Genomic DNA, 17,850 nt, shown 5'->3' with positions numbered 1-17,850 from the left:
TTTTTATATGTTAAAGGATGATGAGCTACAAAAATTGAAATAAAGAGATTTTTGAGTTAATGAGCTTTATTTCGCACAATATATCATGTATAATGTGCAAGTTATCTTAAAAAGGGGGAAGTTTATGGAAAACAATCACTCACGCATCATCATGATTGTCTTTTTAATTGGTGCATTTTTTATGATTTTGAATGAAACTTTGTTAAATATTGCACTTCAAGAATTAATGAATTACTTTAATATTTCTCGTACGACCGTTCAGTGGATGGCTAGTGGTTTTATGATGATCATGGGCATTGTCTCCCCACTATCAGCTTTAATCATTCAATGGTTTTCAACACGACGTTTATTTTTAGGGCTGATTGTGATTTTTACAATTGGAACGTTAATTGCTGGAGCGGCTATGAATTTTCCAATGTTATTAACTGGAAGAATGATACAAGCTATCGGCACTGGATTAATGATTCCACTCATTATGAATGCGATGTTACTTTTATTTGATGAATCTGTTCGAGGTAAAGTGATGGGGACTTTCGGGTTCGTGATCATGTTTGCGCCAGCGTTAGGACCGACATTATCTGGTTTTATCGTTGATTATCTTGGTTGGCGTTGGCTTTTCTTTATCGTCGTCCCGTTTATGCTCTTTACATTTATATTCGCATTTATTTTCTTAAAAAATGTAGGAGAAGTCACGCGCCCGAAAATCGATGTGTGGTCAGTAGCTTTATCAACGCTAGGGATTACAGGTATCATTTTTAGTATTTCAAAAATGGGTTCCACAGAAGGTGCAATTTTAAATCCGATTATTTTCATCCCACTCATCGTCGGGGGACTATGCGTTGTCCTCTTCATTCGTCGCCAATATCAATTAGATGAACCTATTCTTGATTTTCGAGTATTAAAATATCATAACTATACAAAAGGGATGATTATTTTCGTCATCGTCATTATGACTATGTTTGCTTCTGAAATCGTCATGCCTATGTATTTACAAGGCCCGATGGGGTTTTCAGCTAAAATTGCAGGATTGATTTTACTTCCCGGCGCACTTTTAAATGGTTTTCTCTCTCCTTTTATGGGGGGCTTATTCGATAAATATGGTCCGCGTAAATTAGTGCTACCAGGTTTAATTTTATTATTAGCTGGTGCAGGATTTTATACGACGATTCATCCTGGATTATCTGTTTTAACATTAGTGATTGCTTATATTGTCTTAATGATTGGGATCGCAGCCATTATGATGCCAGCAAGCACGAATGGTTTAAATGCGTTACCTAAAGATAAATATCCACATGGTACAGCGATTTTTAATTTGTTACAACCTGTGGCGGGAGCAGCAGGCATTGCGATATTTGTAGGGATTGTTACAGGTGTTCAAAATATGAAAATAGCAGGACATGCTCACGTGACGAAGGCGATTAAAGATGAAGCGATGACTTCAGGGATGCATATCGCTTATTATGTTGCGCTTGTATTGCTTGTGATGGCTATCATCATTGCTTGGACTTTAACGAATGCATCAAAAGAAAGAAAAAATTCAAATTTAACTGCTAAAAAGTCATAATTACGGGGTATATTTAAAATAGTAAAATTAAAAAGTGTATATATATTCGTAATTCATAGATAAATCATATTGATTATACGGTAATTTGTATAATTACATTGCTAAAAATCATTTTATATCATCGGTAAACGCTGTAATATCAAGGGTTACAGCGTTTTTGTTCGGCTACGCTAATTTGAAATAAAACGTATAATATGGTTTAATGTTTAACGTGTTTTGCAAATGAGGAGGTCAAAACAAATGCACAAATATTCTGAAGCAATTAAAATTGCCTTTGCATATGTTGGTGTTGTCGTAGGTGCAGGATTCTCGACAGGCCAAGAGGTTAAACAGTTCTTTAGTATGTATGGTATTTATTCATACATTGGTGTTATTATTTCAGGTCTTATTTTGACATTTATTGGTCGTCAAGTTGCGAAAATTGGAACTGCATTTGACGCTAATAACCATGAATCAACTTTGGAATACTTATTTGGCAAAAAATTAGGATTAGTGATTGACTATATTTTGATTTTATCACTCTATGCCGTAACTATAACGATGATTGCTGGTGCAGGTTCAACATTCTTTGAAAGTTTTGGCGTACCTGTATGGTTAGGTGCACTAATTATGTGTGTCATCGTGTATTTAACTTTATTGATGGATTTCAATAAAATTGTAGGTGCATTAGGAATGGTGACACCTGTTTTAATTATTTTAGTAGTAATTATTGCGGCAACATTCTTATTTAAAGGATCTATCGGATTTTCTGAGGTCAATAGTGTGGTTGAAAAACCAAGTTTAATTCAAGGGATTTGGAATGGTTTCAACTACGGTGGATTAGCTTTTGCAGTAGGATTCAGTACGTTAGTAGCTATTGGTGGAGATGCTTCTAAACGTAAAGTCTCAGGTCTAGGCGGACTAATCGGTGGTGTTGTTTACCTTATATTATTAGGATTAATCAACTTTGCACTACAAACTGAATATCCGAATATTAAAGACTCTGCAATCCCGACACTCGTATTAGCCAATCAAATTTCACCTATTTTAACGTTTGTGTTCTCAATCGTGATGTTAGCGGTGATGTATAATACGATTTTAGGTTTATCCTATTCATTCGCAGCTCGCTTTACGAGTCCATATACGAAAAAATATTACATTATGATTAGTATTATTATGCCGATTGCCTACGCTTTAAGTTTCGTAGGATTCGAAGGTTTAATTGCATTTGTTTATCCTATGATGGGTGTTATCGGTCTATTTATTGTTCTCGCTGTTATAGTAAAATATTTTTATAGAAAATCTCAAGATAAGAAACACATTGCTTAATTCATAAGATATGATAAAATTTTTCCGAAAGGGAGAATTTTTATGAAGAAACGTAAGATGAGTTGGCTTGTAGTGATATGTGTAATCTGTCTTGTTATAGCCGGCCTTGTTGTCGGCTATTTTTTACATAATGAGCGCACAAGTAAAAGCGCACATAAAAAAGTTGCTATTCAAAATAATAACGTCACAGCACTGACAGATATCTCATATATGAAAAGTTTACCTAACAGTCAACTAGATATTTTAATGCCTAAAAACATTAGCGCTCACGAAAAATTGCCTGTCATTTTCTGGGCTCATGGTGGCGGTTTTATCGCTGGAGATAAGCAATATAAAAATCCGTTATTGGCAAATATTGTTGAGCGAGGGTACGTTGTCGTGAATGTCAATTATGCGTTAGCGCCTGAGTTTCAATATCCAACGCCATTAATGCAAATGGATCACGCTGTCGCTTTTATAAAAAATAATCAAAAAAACTTACCCATCGACTTAAATCAAGTGATTTTCGGCGGAGATTCTGCAGGTGCTCAAATCAATAGCCAATATACAGCTATTCAAACAAATCCAAAATTGCGAGAAGAAATGGATTTCAATCAACAAATTCCGTCTGAAAATATTAAAGCAGCGGTATTCTTTGGTGGATTTTATGATATGCATACTGTACGTGCCACTGAATTCCCACGTATTGACCTCTTTATGAGAAGTTATACAGGTGCTAAAGATTGGGAAAAACATTTGAAAGTCATTAATCAAATGTCTACTGAGCGACAAATTACGCAAAATTTTCCACCTACGTACTTATCGGTAGGAGACGCAGATCCATTTAAATCACAAAATGATTCTTTCTCACAGGCGCTTAAAGAAAAGCAAATTCCTGTAGATACTTTGTTTTATGATGGATCGCATCATTTGAAACATCAATATCAATTTCATATGGAAAAACCAGAGTCAAAAGAAAATATTCGCCGTGTTCTTAGCTTTTTAAGTCGTAACACGTCTCAACAAAACTTAAAATCGGACATCCACGCATCACCGCAAACAGAAATCAACTTGAATCCATATGAAGAGGAACCTACAGAATAGCATAAAATAGGGGCTTAGTGCTTCTTTCAATGAGAAAGCCATCAGAATTTATCCTCAGATAAATTTTGATGGCTATTTTAGTACAACTTAAATAAAAAGAGTTTTTGATTGGGTTTTAACGTATACTTGTAAACAAATAGATAAAAGGGTTGATGTCTCTACTTATTTTGATTGTATGATTTTAGTTATAATAGGTATTAATATGGAGCAATGCTAAAATAAAACGAGATTAGTCAAGGAGATAGGCCATAAGGTATTCATTAAAATACTGCGTGTCAATTTTAAGCGAATGTTGCAATTCACCTTCAATTTTAAATCCTTCACGCTCATACAGGTGAACGGCTGCTTTATTGTCTGTGACGACAGTGAGCTCTATACGTGACATATCATGCGCTTTACACCAATTTTTACATGCATGAATTAACGATTGGCCAATACCAAATCCTTGCTCTTGGTTTAAAACACCCATAGTGATTCTTGCCTTATGTTCAATGCGATGGAGGCGTTTAGAGACAATGGTAATGTATCCGACGAGCATATCATTTTTTTCGGCAACGAGTATGGCTAAGTGGGGTGAAGTAATCACTTCTTCTAAATTTGAAATAGCGTACTCAAGAGACGGAACATATTCACCAGGATCATAAAGCATGTACTTTGATTCTTCGAAAACTTGTTGCATCAAGGTTGTAAAGGCCTCGACGTCTTTAATACTAATTTCTCTAATTTCTAAAGACATGCTTCCAACTCCATTTCTTCATTTTACACTTCTTTAAAAAGGGAATAAGATACCATCATTTATTGTAACGCACTTTAACAAGTATAGAAAGTTATTCGAAAGGAGCATCACCATGCGTTTAAAAATTTTGCTAGCCGGAGGAACCGGTACGATTGGAAAATCTTTAATTGAATCTTTAACGCCTGACTATGATATTTACACGATGTCTAAATATCCTAAAAAGAATTCCACTCAAAATGTGACATGGATAAAAGGAGATATTTATAATTATTATGATGTTCAAAATGCGATGAATGGTATGGATCTTGCGATATTTTTTATTGATCCGACAAAACATTCTGCTAAAATGACACGCGCACTTGCGAAAGAACTGAACATTATTGCAGCAGATAATTTTGGACGTGCCGCTAAAGTATGTGGAGTACGTGAAATATTATATGTCCGAGGAAGCAAGTTTGATCAAGAAACACTAACACAACTCCAATCCCAAGGCGTTCATGTACGTGCGACAAGTAAACGTATCAATAGACCGCATATTTCTGTAGAATTTCAAGCAGCCAAATATGACGATATTCGTATTGCGCATCATATTCCAAAACCCCCGCATTGGGATTTAAATCAATGTATCGACCAGATGACTCACTGGTTATCACAAACAACAGGAACACGCGTTAAAATAGTTAGAGAAGGAGATGTTTTCAAATTTTATAAGAAGAAAAATAATAAACATTTATTTACCTTCGAACTTGAACGCGTGGATCATCATTTTTATCGTTTAGTAGCAATTGAGAGCTCAATTTCACATACAAAAGAGGGAAAACGTGCATGTATTGAATTTAGATATATTGCGCAATTTAATTGGATTGTCGTGCACCTATTTGATTATATACCTAAGGCATTTTGGCCAATTGTGTATATGATTCAAGTGCCTTTTTACCAAATGTTGATTCGTGGTTTTGATACAAAATGTCGCATTCAAACATTGCAACACCGACAACTGAATGGAGAGCCTTTGAGTTATACCAAAAAAGAGGAGACGCAAGAGGAGAACGAATCATAACAAGAAAGACGCATCATCTTTAAAACATATAAGCACTGAATAAAAAACCAGTACAAAAGTTGTTCTGGTTTTTTATTTTAAGTTTAATGATAAGTTTTTGTTATTAGAAAAATATAATGTCATAAAAATAAATGATTAATAGTCTGTAAATTATGAAGATTTTGTTTTTATGATAAAACATTGATATCCCTTGCGCTTTTACCCTTTAAAGTTAAAAAATAAGAAATCTTTATAAATACAACTCAAGGAATATCCTAATATGAGAGCGATAATAAAATAGAAATGTTAAGGTTTTGTAAATTTAATTGAGCTAGTGTAAGATTTATGCTATTTTCAAATAGGATTATGAAATTTGAGTGAAAACTTATAATCTCAATTAATTTCAAAGTTTTGCCCATTTGGAAAGCATTGGCTTTCTCAAATGAGTTAACAAAGAATTAACATTGATTTATAATTAAATCAACGAAGATTTTACAAAAGGGATAGGACGACAGTTGAACGGAGGATTTCAAATGATTAGAAAAAAGAAGGATAAGTTTATGGAGCGCCTAGAGGATATGATTTATAACCTTGACCGTGCTGCAGAAGAATTCGGCAAAATGGATTTCAACTCGCATTTAGATTTACGTACATATGCAGATAATATCAAAACGTATGAATCTCATGGAGACGATTTAATGCATCAAGTCATTACAGACTTAAACCAAACGTTTATCACTCCTATTGAACGTGAAGATATTATGTCTTTATGTAATGCCATTGATGATGTCTTAGATGCGATGGAGGAGACATCAGCAATGTTCGAAATGTATTCTATCGAATATACAGATGAGTATATGGCTGAATTCGTAGACAATATCCAAAAAGCAATCGGTGAAATGAAGCTAGCGATTGGCTTAATGACTGAGAAAAAACTATCTCACATGCGCGTACATTCAATTAATATCAAAGAATATGAAACAAACTGTGACGGTATTTTACGTCAATCGATTAAACATATTTTCAACAGTGAAACAGATCCAGTGACATTAATTAAAATTAAAGACATCTATGAGAGCTTAGAAAATATTGCTGACCGTTGTCAAACAGTAGCAAATAATTTTGAAACAATTATTATGAAAAATAGCTAAGGAGTATCAATCTTATGGAATTTTTAGTGCTGATAACGGTGGCTATTATTATCTTTTCATTAGTGTTTGATTTTATTAATGGATTTCACGATACTGCAAATGCAGTAGCCACTGCTGTTTCTACACGTGCGTTAGCACCAAGACACGCGATTTTATTAGCAGCAATCATGAACTTTATTGGAGCATTAACATTTACAGGTGTTGCAACGACAATTACGAAAGATATCGTCGATCCATTTACAATTAAAAATGGTTTAGTGGTAGTATTAGCAGCCATTTTAGCAGCCATTGTATGGAACCTTGTGACTTGGTATTTTGGTATTCCAAGTTCATCATCTCATGCATTAATTGGAGCGATTGCAGGTTCAGCGGTTGCATCTGCGGGCTCATTCAGTGTTTTACATTTTCAAGGTTTCACTAAAATTGTTTTAGTGCTTTTACTCTCACCTGTGATTGCATTTATTGTAGGTTTTATTATCTATTCGATTGTTAAAAAAGTATTTAAAAACGCAAATTTGGCACGGACAAATCAAAATTTCCGTTTCTTCCAGATTTTCACAGCAGCATTACAATCGTTTTCACATGGGACAAACGATGCCCAAAAGTCTATGGGGATTATCACGATGGCTTTAATCGTGGCCAATCTCCAAACGAATGTTGAACCTGCGTTATGGGTGAAAATTTCTTGTGCGGCTGCGATGGGTATTGGTACCGCTGTCGGAGGATGGCGCATTATTAAAACAGTAGGTGGGAATATCATGAAAATTCGTCCTGCTAATGGTGCGGCGGCTGATTTAGCTTCAGCCTTAACGATTTTCACAGCATCTTATTTACATTTCCCACTTTCAACGACACACGTTGTATCTTCATCTATTTTAGGTGTGGGTTCAGCTAACCGTATTAAAGGTGTACATTGGAATACAGCGAAACGTATGATTGTCACATGGGTCATCACGTTGCCTATTACCGCTGTGATTGCAGCTATATTTTTTCTTATCTTGAATCTCTTTTTATAAATATTAATAAAGGACAGGTGGTATAAGAGCACCTGTCCTTTCTCTATGTCAAAAACACCCGGCAAAGGGGATTGAAGGGGAAGAGCCTTCATTTATAACATTTTCTTTTATGATATTGATTTTCCACATTGTTCATCAACATAAATAACGAGTGAGGACCACACCTCACTCGTTATTTCAATTTAAAATACTTCAACAGTGAATGAAGAAAATAAATGTAATTAATGAATATAATTGTAAGATGATGCGATTGATGCAGGGATTGTACGATAATCCGGAGTACCAGGAGGTGTATTATAATTCATTTCAGAAATTAAAATACTACCATCTGGGTTCACTTGTTCAACGTATGCGACATGTCCCACAGGGCCTTCATAATTTTGCATGATTGAACCGACCGTAGGATTGTGGTCGACCGTATAACCGTCAGCCGCAGCGTTTGCTGCCCAATGATCTGCATTCCACCAATATGTACTGATAGGTTGTCCCGCTTCTGCACGTTTGTTGAAGACATGCCATGTACATTGACCCCAGTCATATAAGTTTTGATGATTAAATGTTGGTGATGTATAGCCGCTATCTGGAGTTGTTGTTCCACTTGGTGATCCAGAAATTGTTGTGCTATTACCACCTGACCCTCCAGGGATAGTCAATGTTTGGTTAGGGAAAATAAGGTAACCATTAAGTTGGTTTGCATTCATGATGTCTTGTGCCGTTACGCCATATTGCGCAGCGATAATATCCAAAGATTCACCGGCACGTACAGTATGCGTTTGACCTTGTGATAATTGAGGCGCTGTTGTATTTTGACTATTATTCTCATTGCTTGACCCAATCGTCAATACTTGACCTGGAAAGATAATGTGGTTTGATAAGTTATTGTCTTGAGTAAGTTGATCTACTGAAACACCATATTGTTGTGCGATAGACCAAATAGATTCACCAGATTGTACCGTATGTTGTGTTGATGCCTCCGCATCCTGATGAACGAGTAATGCCGCTGCTCCAGAAGTGAATGTAAGTGCAAAAGCAAATTTTTTCAAGGTATTGCCCCCTTATTTCATAATTTGTTTCTCATAAATTTGATACGTATTTAAGATTCTCTTACATGGTATCAAAAATGAGGGGTGATATGTGACTTGTTACAAATGTGTAATGTTGTAAAAAACAAAATTCAGTTTAATGAGCATTTGCAACTGGTGACACAATAGGACTTTAGACCTATACCCTATTTTAAGATAGACAAAATATTAAAATGGTTGTAATAATAGTGAGACTGTTTTAGCATAAAATAGTAAATTTGAAACAAAAAGGGGGGATTGTATTGTCAGCTCAAACAAGACCATCGGTGTCGAAGCATCCATTTCAATACGGAAAAGTTTGGCTATTTTTCACATATTATTGGGTGATATTTGGTATTGCCACGTATTTTGGACAATTTTTGCCGCTTGAATGGCGTAAACCCTTGTCTATTGTTTTACTTGTTTTAATCCTCTTAACGATGATTGTACAAAGGGCACGATTTAGTGGGCCCATCATGTCACATATCTACACAATCGTTTCTGGACTGTTATCTTATGCGGCTTTTACAGTAGCTTTACAAGATTTAGGACCGAGTGTTTTCTTTAAAAATGTTCTTTTAGCCATTGTCGGATTTATTATTTTTGGAATGATTGGTTTCTTTATGATAAAAGATGCCTCTAGTTTAGGAAAATATTTGTTTGTCACGCTTGTCGCATTAATTGTCGCGAGTTTAGTCGGTTGGTTTATCCATAATCCGATATATCATACACTTATTTCTGTGGTTGGCTTGTTGCTTTTTTTACTTTATACGTTGTATGATTTTAATAGAATGAAAAGAGGGGCCTATTCTCCAAGGGAAATGGGTTTCAATTTATTCTTAAACTTATTTAGAATCATCCGTTACGTGCTCAATCTTGCACGTTACGTTCGCCGATAAAATTAAATAATTGATGTTTCCACTGGAAGTGCCATGAATAATGGCTGAGATTAAAATAGTGATTTTAAAATTCCCGGACCTGATCCAGATAATGCTGGCGTAGGAAAGTGGCATGTATTCATGCATTAAAGCTATTTTTCTATGTCTAGAAAAGTAGCTTTTTTTATTGGAGGAATAAAATTTGATTATTGCAGTCACACCATATGAATTATTACATCGTCATCATCAACAACGTTTAATTCTAATTGAACCCTATATCGACGGAGTCATCTTACGGACACCTACTGAAGCTGATGATTTAAAGATTTGGGTTACAACATTAATAAATAAAGGATTTCCAAAGTCAAAAATCATCATCCATTCTAACGTGCAATGTGCTGAACAATTGGGCATTAGACGTATACATTTTCGCGAATATGAATGGCCAACTGCATTTCGTGTAGAAGAGTGGGAAGTAAGCATGTCCGTTCACTCGGAAAGCGCTATTGAATTTGCTAAAGCACAAGGTGCAAAGTTTGGACTTTATGGCCATTTGTTCAATACATCCTCTAAACACAATCAGCCCCCAAGGACGGTGAGTGAAGTCAGACAAGCTTTAAATTGTCATTTTCCTCTCGTCGCAATTGGCGGTATTAATGACACAACAGTTGCAGAGATACCTAGTAAATTTTCGGGGATTGCGATGATTGGTAGTGCGTTTCATCAAAACTTAGATGAATTTAAGTATATTGTTCAGCAATGGTATGAAAAAGGGGGTGAAGGCAGTGAATGTAGAAATTAATGGGCAATCCCAACTGTTAAATGAAGGAGCAACGGTGTTCGATCTCATTCAACAATTCGGTATAGAAAGTAAACGCATGGTCGTAGAATTAAACGGTCATGTAGTGAAACGTTCTTTATGGGATAAACAATCTCTTTCAGACAATGATCGGATTGAAATTTTAGAATTTGTAGGAGGCGGTTAAGTTGTTTAAAATAGCGGATTATACGTTTAACTCAAGATTATTTTTAGGAACAGGAAAGTTTGAAAATGCTGAAGTCCAAAAAAAAGCCATTCGTATTTCAGAAACCGAAGTCTTAACTTTCGCTGTAAGACGTATGAGTTTATATGATGAAGCATTACCGAACCCTTTAGCTGAGGTGGATTTAGAGCAATTTATCACTTTTCCGAATACCGCGGGCGCTAAATCGGCAGAGGAAGCTGTGCGCATTGCAGAGATTGCGAATGAGGCTGGCATATGCGATATGATTAAAGTTGAAGTGATTGGCGATGACGATACGTTATTACCAGATCCGATTGAGACGTATAAAGCATGCGATATTTTGTTGAAAAAAGGCTATATCGTTTGCCCATATATTTCTGATGATGTCGTGTTAGCTAAACGTTTAGAACAATTGGGGGTCCATGCGATTATGCCACTAGCCTCTCCAATTGGGACGGGGCGCGGCCTCAGCAATCCACTCAATTTGCGTTATATAATAGAAAAAAGTCAGGTGCCTGTCATTGTTGATGCTGGCATAGGTTCTGCGAAAGATTGCGCTGAAGCCATGGAGCTAGGTGCAGATGCCATTTTATTAAATTCAGCGGTTTCTCGTGCTAAAGACCCTGTCAAAATGGCGGAAGCGATGAAAAAAGGCATTGAAGCGGGCAGACTTAGTTACGAAGCAGGGCGTATTCCTATTCGTTATAATGCTGTCCAATCAAGTCCATCCACAGGGTTAGGGTTTCTTTAATGAATCGCTATGATAGACAAATAAAGTACCCGGCTTTTGGTTTGAAAACGCAAAACAAACTCCAGCAGCTACATGTCCTTATAGTGGGAGTAGGGGCTTTAGGGAGTGGGATTGCAGAACAACTTGCAAGATGTGGCGTGGGCAAACTCACACTCATTGATAAAGATATAGTGACTTTTTCGAACTTACATCGGCAAAGTGGTTACATCGAGGAAGATGCTAAAGAGATGCGTCCCAAAGTAAGCGCGTTAAAAATGCGTTTACATGCAATGAATCATGAAGTGAATATCATCCCATTAAATGTTGAAGTGACTTCTGAAAATATCCTATGTCTTATGAAAGAGACCCAACCTGATATGGTGTTAGATGGTTTGGACGATTATGAGACACGATTTTTAGTGAATGAAGCGACGCAATACCTTAATATTCCATATATTTATAGTGCAATCATCGGTAGCCAAGTGAGTGTGTTTCCTATAGATGCGCATGGTCCGTGCTTGCAGTGTCTCATGCCAGAGCCCCCTGAAACTTATGAAAGTTGTTCCATACATGGTGTTTTACCTCCGGCAGTGCATATCGCGAGTAGTATGGCTGTGGCTGAATTAATGCACTATTTAATGACAGGGACTTTTACTTATACGATGAAATATGTGGATATATATAAAGGCACTATGAAAACGACATCCATTCTAGAGTTGAAAGAACCGACGTGTCCTGTGTGTAGTGCGCGTCATTTTACGCGCTTAATGCACGCGAAAAAAACACGAATGGAAGTCCTGTGTGGAGGCGTTATTCAAATTCGATTTGATGCGAAAGATTTTCAACGTCACCTTTCGCCGAACATTCATATCATTCAACAAAATCCATTTGTTAAACAATTGAAATTTAAACAATATACCATGACCTTTTTTCAAGATGGACGTTTATTGATTTATGGATGTACAGATAAACAAGAAGCCGCTCACCTTACGCAATCCATTTTTGAGACCTCACGATAACGCGAGTTGATAATCGTAAATTAAAAGCGGTATAATAAGAATATTCATTAGCAATCGAAAGTGAGATGTAAAGAATGGGACGTAAATGGAACAACATTAAAGAGAAAAAAGCACAAAAAGATAAAAATACGAGTCGTATTTATGCAAAATTTGGAAAAGAAATTTATGTGGCAGCTAAGTCTGGAGAACCTGATCCTGAGTCAAACCAAGCATTGAAACTTGTATTAGAGCGTGCGAAAACATATTCTGTACCGAACCACATTATTGATCGTGCGATAGATAAAGCTAAAGGTGGCGGAGAAGAAAACTTTGATGCACTAAGATATGAAGGCTTTGGTCCAAGTGGTTCAATGGTCATTGTAGATGCCTTAACCAATAACGTGAATCGTACGGCTTCAGACGTCCGTGCAGCTTTCGGTAAAAATGGCGGAAATATGGGGGTTTCTGGTTCTGTAGCCTATATGTTCGACCATACAGCCACTTTTGCATTTGAAGGATTTGACGCAGATACAATATTAGAAGGTTTAATGGAAGCGGATATCGATGTTCGCGATGTCATCGAAGAAGGTGACCTCACGATTGTATATGCTGAACCAGATCAATTTGCGACAGTTCAACAAGCGCTCAAAGATTTAGGTGTGAGCAAATTTGAAGTGGCGGAATTTGAAATGCTTCCCCAAACAGAAGTGCAATTATCAGCAGAAGACCAAGAGACTTTTGAAAAGTTGATTGATGTATTAGAAGATTTAGAAGATGTGCAACACGTTTTCCACAATGTGGAACTTTAATGAATAACGAAAGAGGTTCACAGGACGTTACCTCAGTTTTCACTGTCGACAAAGGCATGTACTTTGTCGACAGTTTTTTTACTTTAAAGGACTTCAAATAGGTATTTATGACTAAAAGGAAAAGAATAAAACTTGGCGTAATCTATCGACCGAGACCTTTCTTTAGTGACATCATCCTGAACTTTATATATAATGAACAAAAGGGAGTTGGTGACTGTGAAAGTAAAGTACATTGATAAACGTCACTGGCGTCGCCTCATAGATCGGGATTATATCGAAGTCAAAGTTAATAATAATAAGTTTAAAGGTATTATCGGTTTGATAACGATGAATAAGGTGAAAGAACCTTTGGAGGTGACTGTTGTTGGAAAACAAATGGTTGTCGCAAACGATCATTTTCAGTGGCTACAGATTTTACCCGAAAAAAAACGTTATAGTATAACCGTGATGTTTAACGATAAAGGAGAACCTTTACAGTATTACTTTGATATTAATTTGAAAAATATAACACAAAAAGGGCGTGCTCGCACGGTAGATTTATGTTTAGATGTGTTGGTTCTGCCGAATGGGAAATATGAACTTGTGGATCAAGATGATTTAGAACGTGCCTTAAAATCCAAACAAATTACCCGAAAGCAATATCATGAAGCGTATGTCATCGCACACCAACTCATGATCCAAATCGATGAAGATTTTGAAAGTATTCACGACAAAGCGATGTACTGCTACAGAAAAATAAATCGAAAATACCACAAAATAGAAAAAGTTCGCAGCGATAAACATCACACACCTTAAATTCATATGAATAATATTACGTGATGACTTCTGCACACTGGACACTCGATGTCTAGTGTTTCTTTTTTATTTATAAGGAGGGTGACCATGAAAATTGATGATTATCGATTGTTAATTACACTAGACGAAACAAGAACTTTAAGAAAAGCGGCAGAACGCCTCTATATATCACAACCTGCTGTCACGCAACGTTTGAAATCTATTGAGCGTCATTTTGGTGTAGAGATTTTTATACGGACAAAAAAACAACTGATTACGACGATTGAAGGGGCTATGGTCATTGAACATGCGAAGGAAATGCTCAAGCGAGAACGTGTGTTTCAAGACAAAATTAAAGCCCATATTGGTTCAGTGAGTGGGACATTATCCATCGGGTGTTCCTCTCTAGTCGGTCAGACAGTGCTACCTCAAGTGCTCTCTAAATATACCGCTGAATTTCCTAACGTTGAAATCCAATTGCAAGTAGGTTCGAGTGAGCATATTAAAGCCCATCATAACGATTATCATATAATGATTGTTCGCGGGAACCAACTTTTGAATTTACATAATGATCATTTAATGGATGATCAACATTATTTTATTTATCCTAAAAATAAAGCAGAAGAACTTCAAAAATTACCGTTTATTGAGTTTCAAGCGGATCCGGTCTATATTAATCAAATCAAAACATGGTACCATCATCATATGTCTCAAGATTATCATGCACGTATTAAAGTTGACCAAGTGGCCACATGTAAAGCGCTACTTTTAAGTGGCGTAGGCGTTACGATTTTACCAGAAATCATGGTTAAAGACTTAGATGAAACTGAATTTGAAATGGTAAAAGTCGATATCGAAGAAGAATCTTTAATTCGCTCTACTTATTTAAGTTATGATGTGAGTATGGTACAGCTCCCACAAGTGAGCTCATTTATTAATATTTTAAAAGAACACGTAGGCCGACCTACAACATAATCACGAACGGAGGAAAATATGTTTCGGGAACTTCTTCATATAAAAAACTACAAGCTCTTTATCGTCAATATGATGCTCATTGGTATGGGGATTGCGGTGACGGTGCCGTTTTTTGTCTTATTTGCAACAAATAAATTAGGAATGACGACCAACCAGTTTGGTTTGCTATTGGCATTAGCCGCTATTTGCCAATTTCTCATGAATACCATTGTTGCCCGTTTTTCAGATACCCATACCATCAATCGAAAAGTCATCATTATTATCGCCTTATTCATGGGGGCACTGAGTTTTTCATTACCTTTTTTTGTGAATAATATTACGCTTTTTATTGTGCTTTATGCACTGTTTCAAGGTTTATTTGCACCAGCAATGCCTCAGCTATATGCGTCTGCGAGAGAGTCCATTAATCAATCAACATCAAGTAGTCGTGCCGTATTTGCCAACTCTGTGCTACGGTCAATGTTCTCATTCGGCTTTTTATTTGGACCGTTAGTTGGAAATATTTTGAATCAGTCTTGGGGTTACGACGGTTTGTTTGGCGGGACAGTCGCAATTATTTTAATGACATTAATCCTTCAAGTGTTTTTCTTTAAAGAACCGAAAGTCAAAAAACCTATTCGAGGGACGCATAAAATGGAACAAAATGCGCCTTCCATGCTGAAGCATACGTATTTGATTATCCCATTTTTAGCTTTTATTTTATTACATATTGGCCAATGGATGTACACATTGAATATGCCTTTATTTGTGACACAATACCTTCATGAAGACGAAAAATATGTCGGCCACCTCGCAAGTTTATGTGCTGGGTTGGAAGTGCCGTTTATGATTATTTTAGGGATGGTCGCAAGTAAAATTGAAACGAAAACACTTCTTGCCATAGCTGCTGTGTGTGGTTGCTTATTTTTCGGAAGTATTGGCATCTTTGATAGCGTGAAGATGATGCTCATCGGTCAAGTATTTTTAGCCGCATTTTTAGCTGTATTATTAGGGATTGGCATTAGTTATTTCCAAGATATATTACCTCAATTTCCTGGATATGCCTCTACGCTTTTTGCGAATGCGATGGTTGTAGGACAATTGCTCGGAAATTTATTAGGAGGCGCAATGAGCCAATGGGTGGGTTTAGGAAACGTATTCTATGTTTCAGCATCATCGCTTGCGCTAGGATTTATTCTGATTTTGTTAACGAAAACAAACGTTAAACCCACTATGCAATAGAAAGGATGTGTTGAAAAGTTGATATGGCTTTTATGGCTTCTCGTACTAATCTCTTTTGTTATCGCGTTTATCGGATTACTGAAACCCGTGATTCCAGCGGTACTCTTTTTATGGATAGGATTTATCATTTATCAATGGGGGATAGATGATACTTCCCTCTCTTGGATATTTTGGCTAGGCATGCTTTTTTTAACATTGTTGATTTTCATTTCAGATTTATTAATGAATCGCTATTTTGTTAATCGATTCGGAGGAAGCAAAAAAGGAGAATGGGCGGCATTAATCGGTGTGATTCTTGGCTCATTTATTCTCCCACCATTTGGAATTGTTATTGTTCCCTTTATTTTAGTACTTATTGTTGAAATGCTAGAGCAAAAACGATTTGATGTAGCGTTAAAAGCAAGCTTTGGGTCTATAGTTGCTTTCTTCTCAAGTACGTTCACCCAAGCTTTTGTGATGTTAATTATGGTGATATGGTTTTTTGTCGATGCCTTACTTATCAACTGAATTATTTTTTAATTGTCACTTTCTTAAACAAGAAAGCCATCAAAATTTACTCTCAGATAAATTTTGATGGCTATTTTTAATACAATTTAATTAAGACAATAAGAGGTCCTCGGACAACTTTTCTCTAATAAAGAAATTTTCATTGGAATTTTAACCCGATTAAAACAAAAGCCTAAAATATAGGTTACCTAAAATTCATGATTTAAGTGCCTTTGTACCGCCAAGAAGCAGTTTGTGTGCTTTTTTGTTTTTCTTGACGATCATTTAAATATAGACCGATTGGAACAATCACAAAAGAAATGAGTATAAAGGTCCAGTTACCGATATTGATATAAGGCCCCCATTGTAAAAAATTTTGAGGGAAGAAAAAGAGTAAAAATAATGTTACAAACAGAGCAATAATGACAATATAGCCAAAAAACCACGAGAATCTTGAATAATTAAAGGCTTGTAATTGCACCATTTTATAACAAGCCCAAATAAATAAAAATAAGACAAACAATCCTATTAGAAAGGTAATAGGAAATGTGTAAAGGTAAATACGAGTATCATTAATAAAAAAGCCGAGGAACCCTTTTAGGAAACAAAAAACACCAAGTAGTAAGATGAGATGTTTCAAAATCGTTCTAAAAATATTAATAATCGTATGATTGGGTAACGTTTTAATGGTGTGTATCGCATGCTTTTTAGGATTGTGGTTGAAAAAGTCCATCGCATGCGTGCCTTTATCTTCGGCTTTTAATAAATGCTCCAAAATCTGTTGTAACATTTTTTCAGAATCATAGGCATTGACACGCATATCGGCGCGGACATACGTCATATAACTTTCGAAAATTTGTCTATCTGTATTGTTAAGGCGTAACGCTTTGACATTGTTATCACGTGTTAATTGCTCGACAGACTTCATCACACACCTCCTACAAAATTATGGCATAATTTAAGATGATTATATTATGACGATTTTGAAGTCACAAATCAATCTTAAAGGAGTAAAAG

Annotated in this window: 19 protein-coding genes and 1 riboswitch; of the genes, 16 read left to right on the top strand and 3 right to left on the bottom strand. The window is 36.1% G+C overall.

All coding sequences use genetic code 11. The annotated features are described in order from the left end of the window. Positions 1-124: 124 nt before the first annotated feature. The 3 genes from G8Y84_RS06735 (at position 125) to G8Y84_RS06725 (ending at position 3,955) form a co-directional block, all read left to right on the top strand. A complete protein-coding gene (locus tag G8Y84_RS06735; RefSeq protein ID WP_165806209.1) occupies positions 125-1,564 on the top strand; it encodes an MDR family MFS transporter in 1,440 nt (479 codons plus the stop codon). 240 nt (positions 1,565-1,804) lie between these two features. Next, the gene (locus tag G8Y84_RS06730) at positions 1,805-2,872 is read left to right on the top strand and encodes a YkvI family membrane protein (RefSeq protein WP_037572688.1); all 1,068 of its coding nucleotides are present in this window, start codon (positions 1,805-1,807) and stop codon (positions 2,870-2,872) included. 42 nt (positions 2,873-2,914) lie between these two features. Then, positions 2,915-3,955: an alpha/beta hydrolase gene (locus G8Y84_RS06725; RefSeq protein ID WP_037572686.1), complete on the top strand. Its 1,041-nt coding sequence runs from the start codon at positions 2,915-2,917 to the stop codon at positions 3,953-3,955. Between the two features lie 229 nt (positions 3,956-4,184). Here the strand turns inward: G8Y84_RS06725 and G8Y84_RS06720 are convergent, their stop codons facing one another. Then, positions 4,185-4,691 carry a GNAT family N-acetyltransferase gene (locus G8Y84_RS06720; protein ID WP_037572684.1) on the bottom strand — a complete coding sequence of 169 codons (507 nt, stop codon included), beginning with the start codon at positions 4,689-4,691 and terminating at the stop codon, positions 4,185-4,187. Positions 4,692-4,803: 112 nt separating this feature from the next. Between G8Y84_RS06720 and G8Y84_RS06715 the strand changes: the two genes are divergently transcribed. The 3 genes from G8Y84_RS06715 (at position 4,804) to G8Y84_RS06705 (ending at position 7,897) form a co-directional block, all read left to right on the top strand. Beyond that, complete coding sequence (locus G8Y84_RS06715) at positions 4,804-5,751, top strand: NAD(P)H-binding protein (protein ID WP_037572682.1); 948 nt, start codon at positions 4,804-4,806, stop codon at positions 5,749-5,751. A 512-nt stretch (positions 5,752-6,263) separates the two neighbouring features. Next, the gene (locus G8Y84_RS06710) at positions 6,264-6,881 is read left to right on the top strand and encodes a DUF47 domain-containing protein (RefSeq protein WP_037572680.1); all 618 of its coding nucleotides are present in this window, start codon (positions 6,264-6,266) and stop codon (positions 6,879-6,881) included. Between the two features lie 14 nt (positions 6,882-6,895). After that, positions 6,896-7,897: an inorganic phosphate transporter gene (locus tag G8Y84_RS06705; RefSeq protein ID WP_037572676.1), complete on the top strand. Its 1,002-nt coding sequence runs from the start codon at positions 6,896-6,898 to the stop codon at positions 7,895-7,897. Between the two features lie 221 nt (positions 7,898-8,118). Here G8Y84_RS06705 and G8Y84_RS06700 read toward each other — a convergent pair whose 3' ends face one another. Further along, a complete protein-coding gene (locus G8Y84_RS06700; RefSeq protein WP_037572675.1) occupies positions 8,119-8,940 on the bottom strand; it encodes a CHAP domain-containing protein in 822 nt (273 codons plus the stop codon). A gap of 281 nt (positions 8,941-9,221) precedes the next feature. Here G8Y84_RS06700 and G8Y84_RS06695 point away from each other — a divergent pair, with 281 nt between their 5' ends. The 10 genes from G8Y84_RS06695 (at position 9,222) to G8Y84_RS06650 (ending at position 16,854) form a co-directional block, all read left to right on the top strand. Next, positions 9,222-9,857, top strand: coding sequence for a Bax inhibitor-1/YccA family protein (locus tag G8Y84_RS06695; RefSeq protein ID WP_084275979.1), 636 nt, complete (start codon positions 9,222-9,224; stop codon positions 9,855-9,857). Between the two features lie 14 nt (positions 9,858-9,871). Next, a riboswitch (TPP riboswitch) is annotated at positions 9,872-9,980 on the top strand. Positions 9,981-10,038: 58 nt separating this feature from the next. Then, positions 10,039-10,638: a thiamine phosphate synthase gene (locus G8Y84_RS06690; RefSeq protein WP_051604941.1), complete on the top strand. Its 600-nt coding sequence runs from the start codon at positions 10,039-10,041 to the stop codon at positions 10,636-10,638. Beyond that, a complete protein-coding gene (thiS, locus tag G8Y84_RS06685) occupies positions 10,622-10,822 on the top strand; it encodes a sulfur carrier protein ThiS (RefSeq protein WP_037572673.1) in 201 nt (66 codons plus the stop codon). Before G8Y84_RS06690 ends, thiS begins: the two co-directional genes overlap by 17 nt. A 1-nt stretch (position 10,823) precedes the next feature. Continuing rightward, a complete protein-coding gene (locus G8Y84_RS06680; RefSeq protein WP_165806208.1) occupies positions 10,824-11,591 on the top strand; it encodes a thiazole synthase in 768 nt (255 codons plus the stop codon). Next, complete coding sequence (locus tag G8Y84_RS06675) at positions 11,591-12,589, top strand: HesA/MoeB/ThiF family protein (protein ID WP_165806207.1); 999 nt, start codon at positions 11,591-11,593, stop codon at positions 12,587-12,589. Before G8Y84_RS06680 ends, G8Y84_RS06675 begins: the two co-directional genes overlap by 1 nt. 74 nt (positions 12,590-12,663) lie before the next feature. Next, positions 12,664-13,377, top strand: coding sequence for a YebC/PmpR family DNA-binding transcriptional regulator (locus G8Y84_RS06670; RefSeq protein ID WP_105962931.1), 714 nt, complete (start codon positions 12,664-12,666; stop codon positions 13,375-13,377). A 216-nt stretch (positions 13,378-13,593) separates the two neighbouring features. Further along, the gene (locus G8Y84_RS06665; RefSeq protein ID WP_069191674.1) at positions 13,594-14,172 is read left to right on the top strand and encodes a ribonuclease FAU-1 family protein; all 579 of its coding nucleotides are present in this window, start codon (positions 13,594-13,596) and stop codon (positions 14,170-14,172) included. Positions 14,173-14,259: 87 nt separating this feature from the next. Beyond that, on the top strand, positions 14,260-15,126 hold the full coding sequence (locus G8Y84_RS06660) for a LysR family transcriptional regulator (RefSeq protein ID WP_037572662.1): 867 nt from the start codon (positions 14,260-14,262) through the stop codon (positions 15,124-15,126). 18 nt (positions 15,127-15,144) lie between these two features. Continuing rightward, positions 15,145-16,347 carry a sugar efflux transporter gene (locus G8Y84_RS06655; RefSeq protein ID WP_165806206.1) on the top strand — a complete coding sequence of 401 codons (1,203 nt, stop codon included), beginning with the start codon at positions 15,145-15,147 and terminating at the stop codon, positions 16,345-16,347. An 18-nt stretch (positions 16,348-16,365) separates the two neighbouring features. After that, positions 16,366-16,854 carry a DUF456 domain-containing protein gene (locus G8Y84_RS06650; RefSeq protein ID WP_037572658.1) on the top strand — a complete coding sequence of 163 codons (489 nt, stop codon included), beginning with the start codon at positions 16,366-16,368 and terminating at the stop codon, positions 16,852-16,854. 202 nt (positions 16,855-17,056) lie between these two features. Here the strand turns inward: G8Y84_RS06650 and G8Y84_RS06645 are convergent, their stop codons facing one another. After that, entirely contained in the window at positions 17,057-17,761 is a 705-nt protein-coding gene (locus tag G8Y84_RS06645) for a DUF1129 family protein (RefSeq protein WP_103159333.1), read from the bottom strand. Positions 17,762-17,850: the final 89 nt, after the last annotated feature.

This window comes from Staphylococcus sp. 11511212, assembly GCF_011394755.1.
GTDB classification, from domain to species: Bacteria; Bacillota; Bacilli; order Staphylococcales; family Staphylococcaceae; genus Staphylococcus; species Staphylococcus chromogenes.
This window is presented reverse-complemented; position numbering and strand designations above follow the sequence as displayed.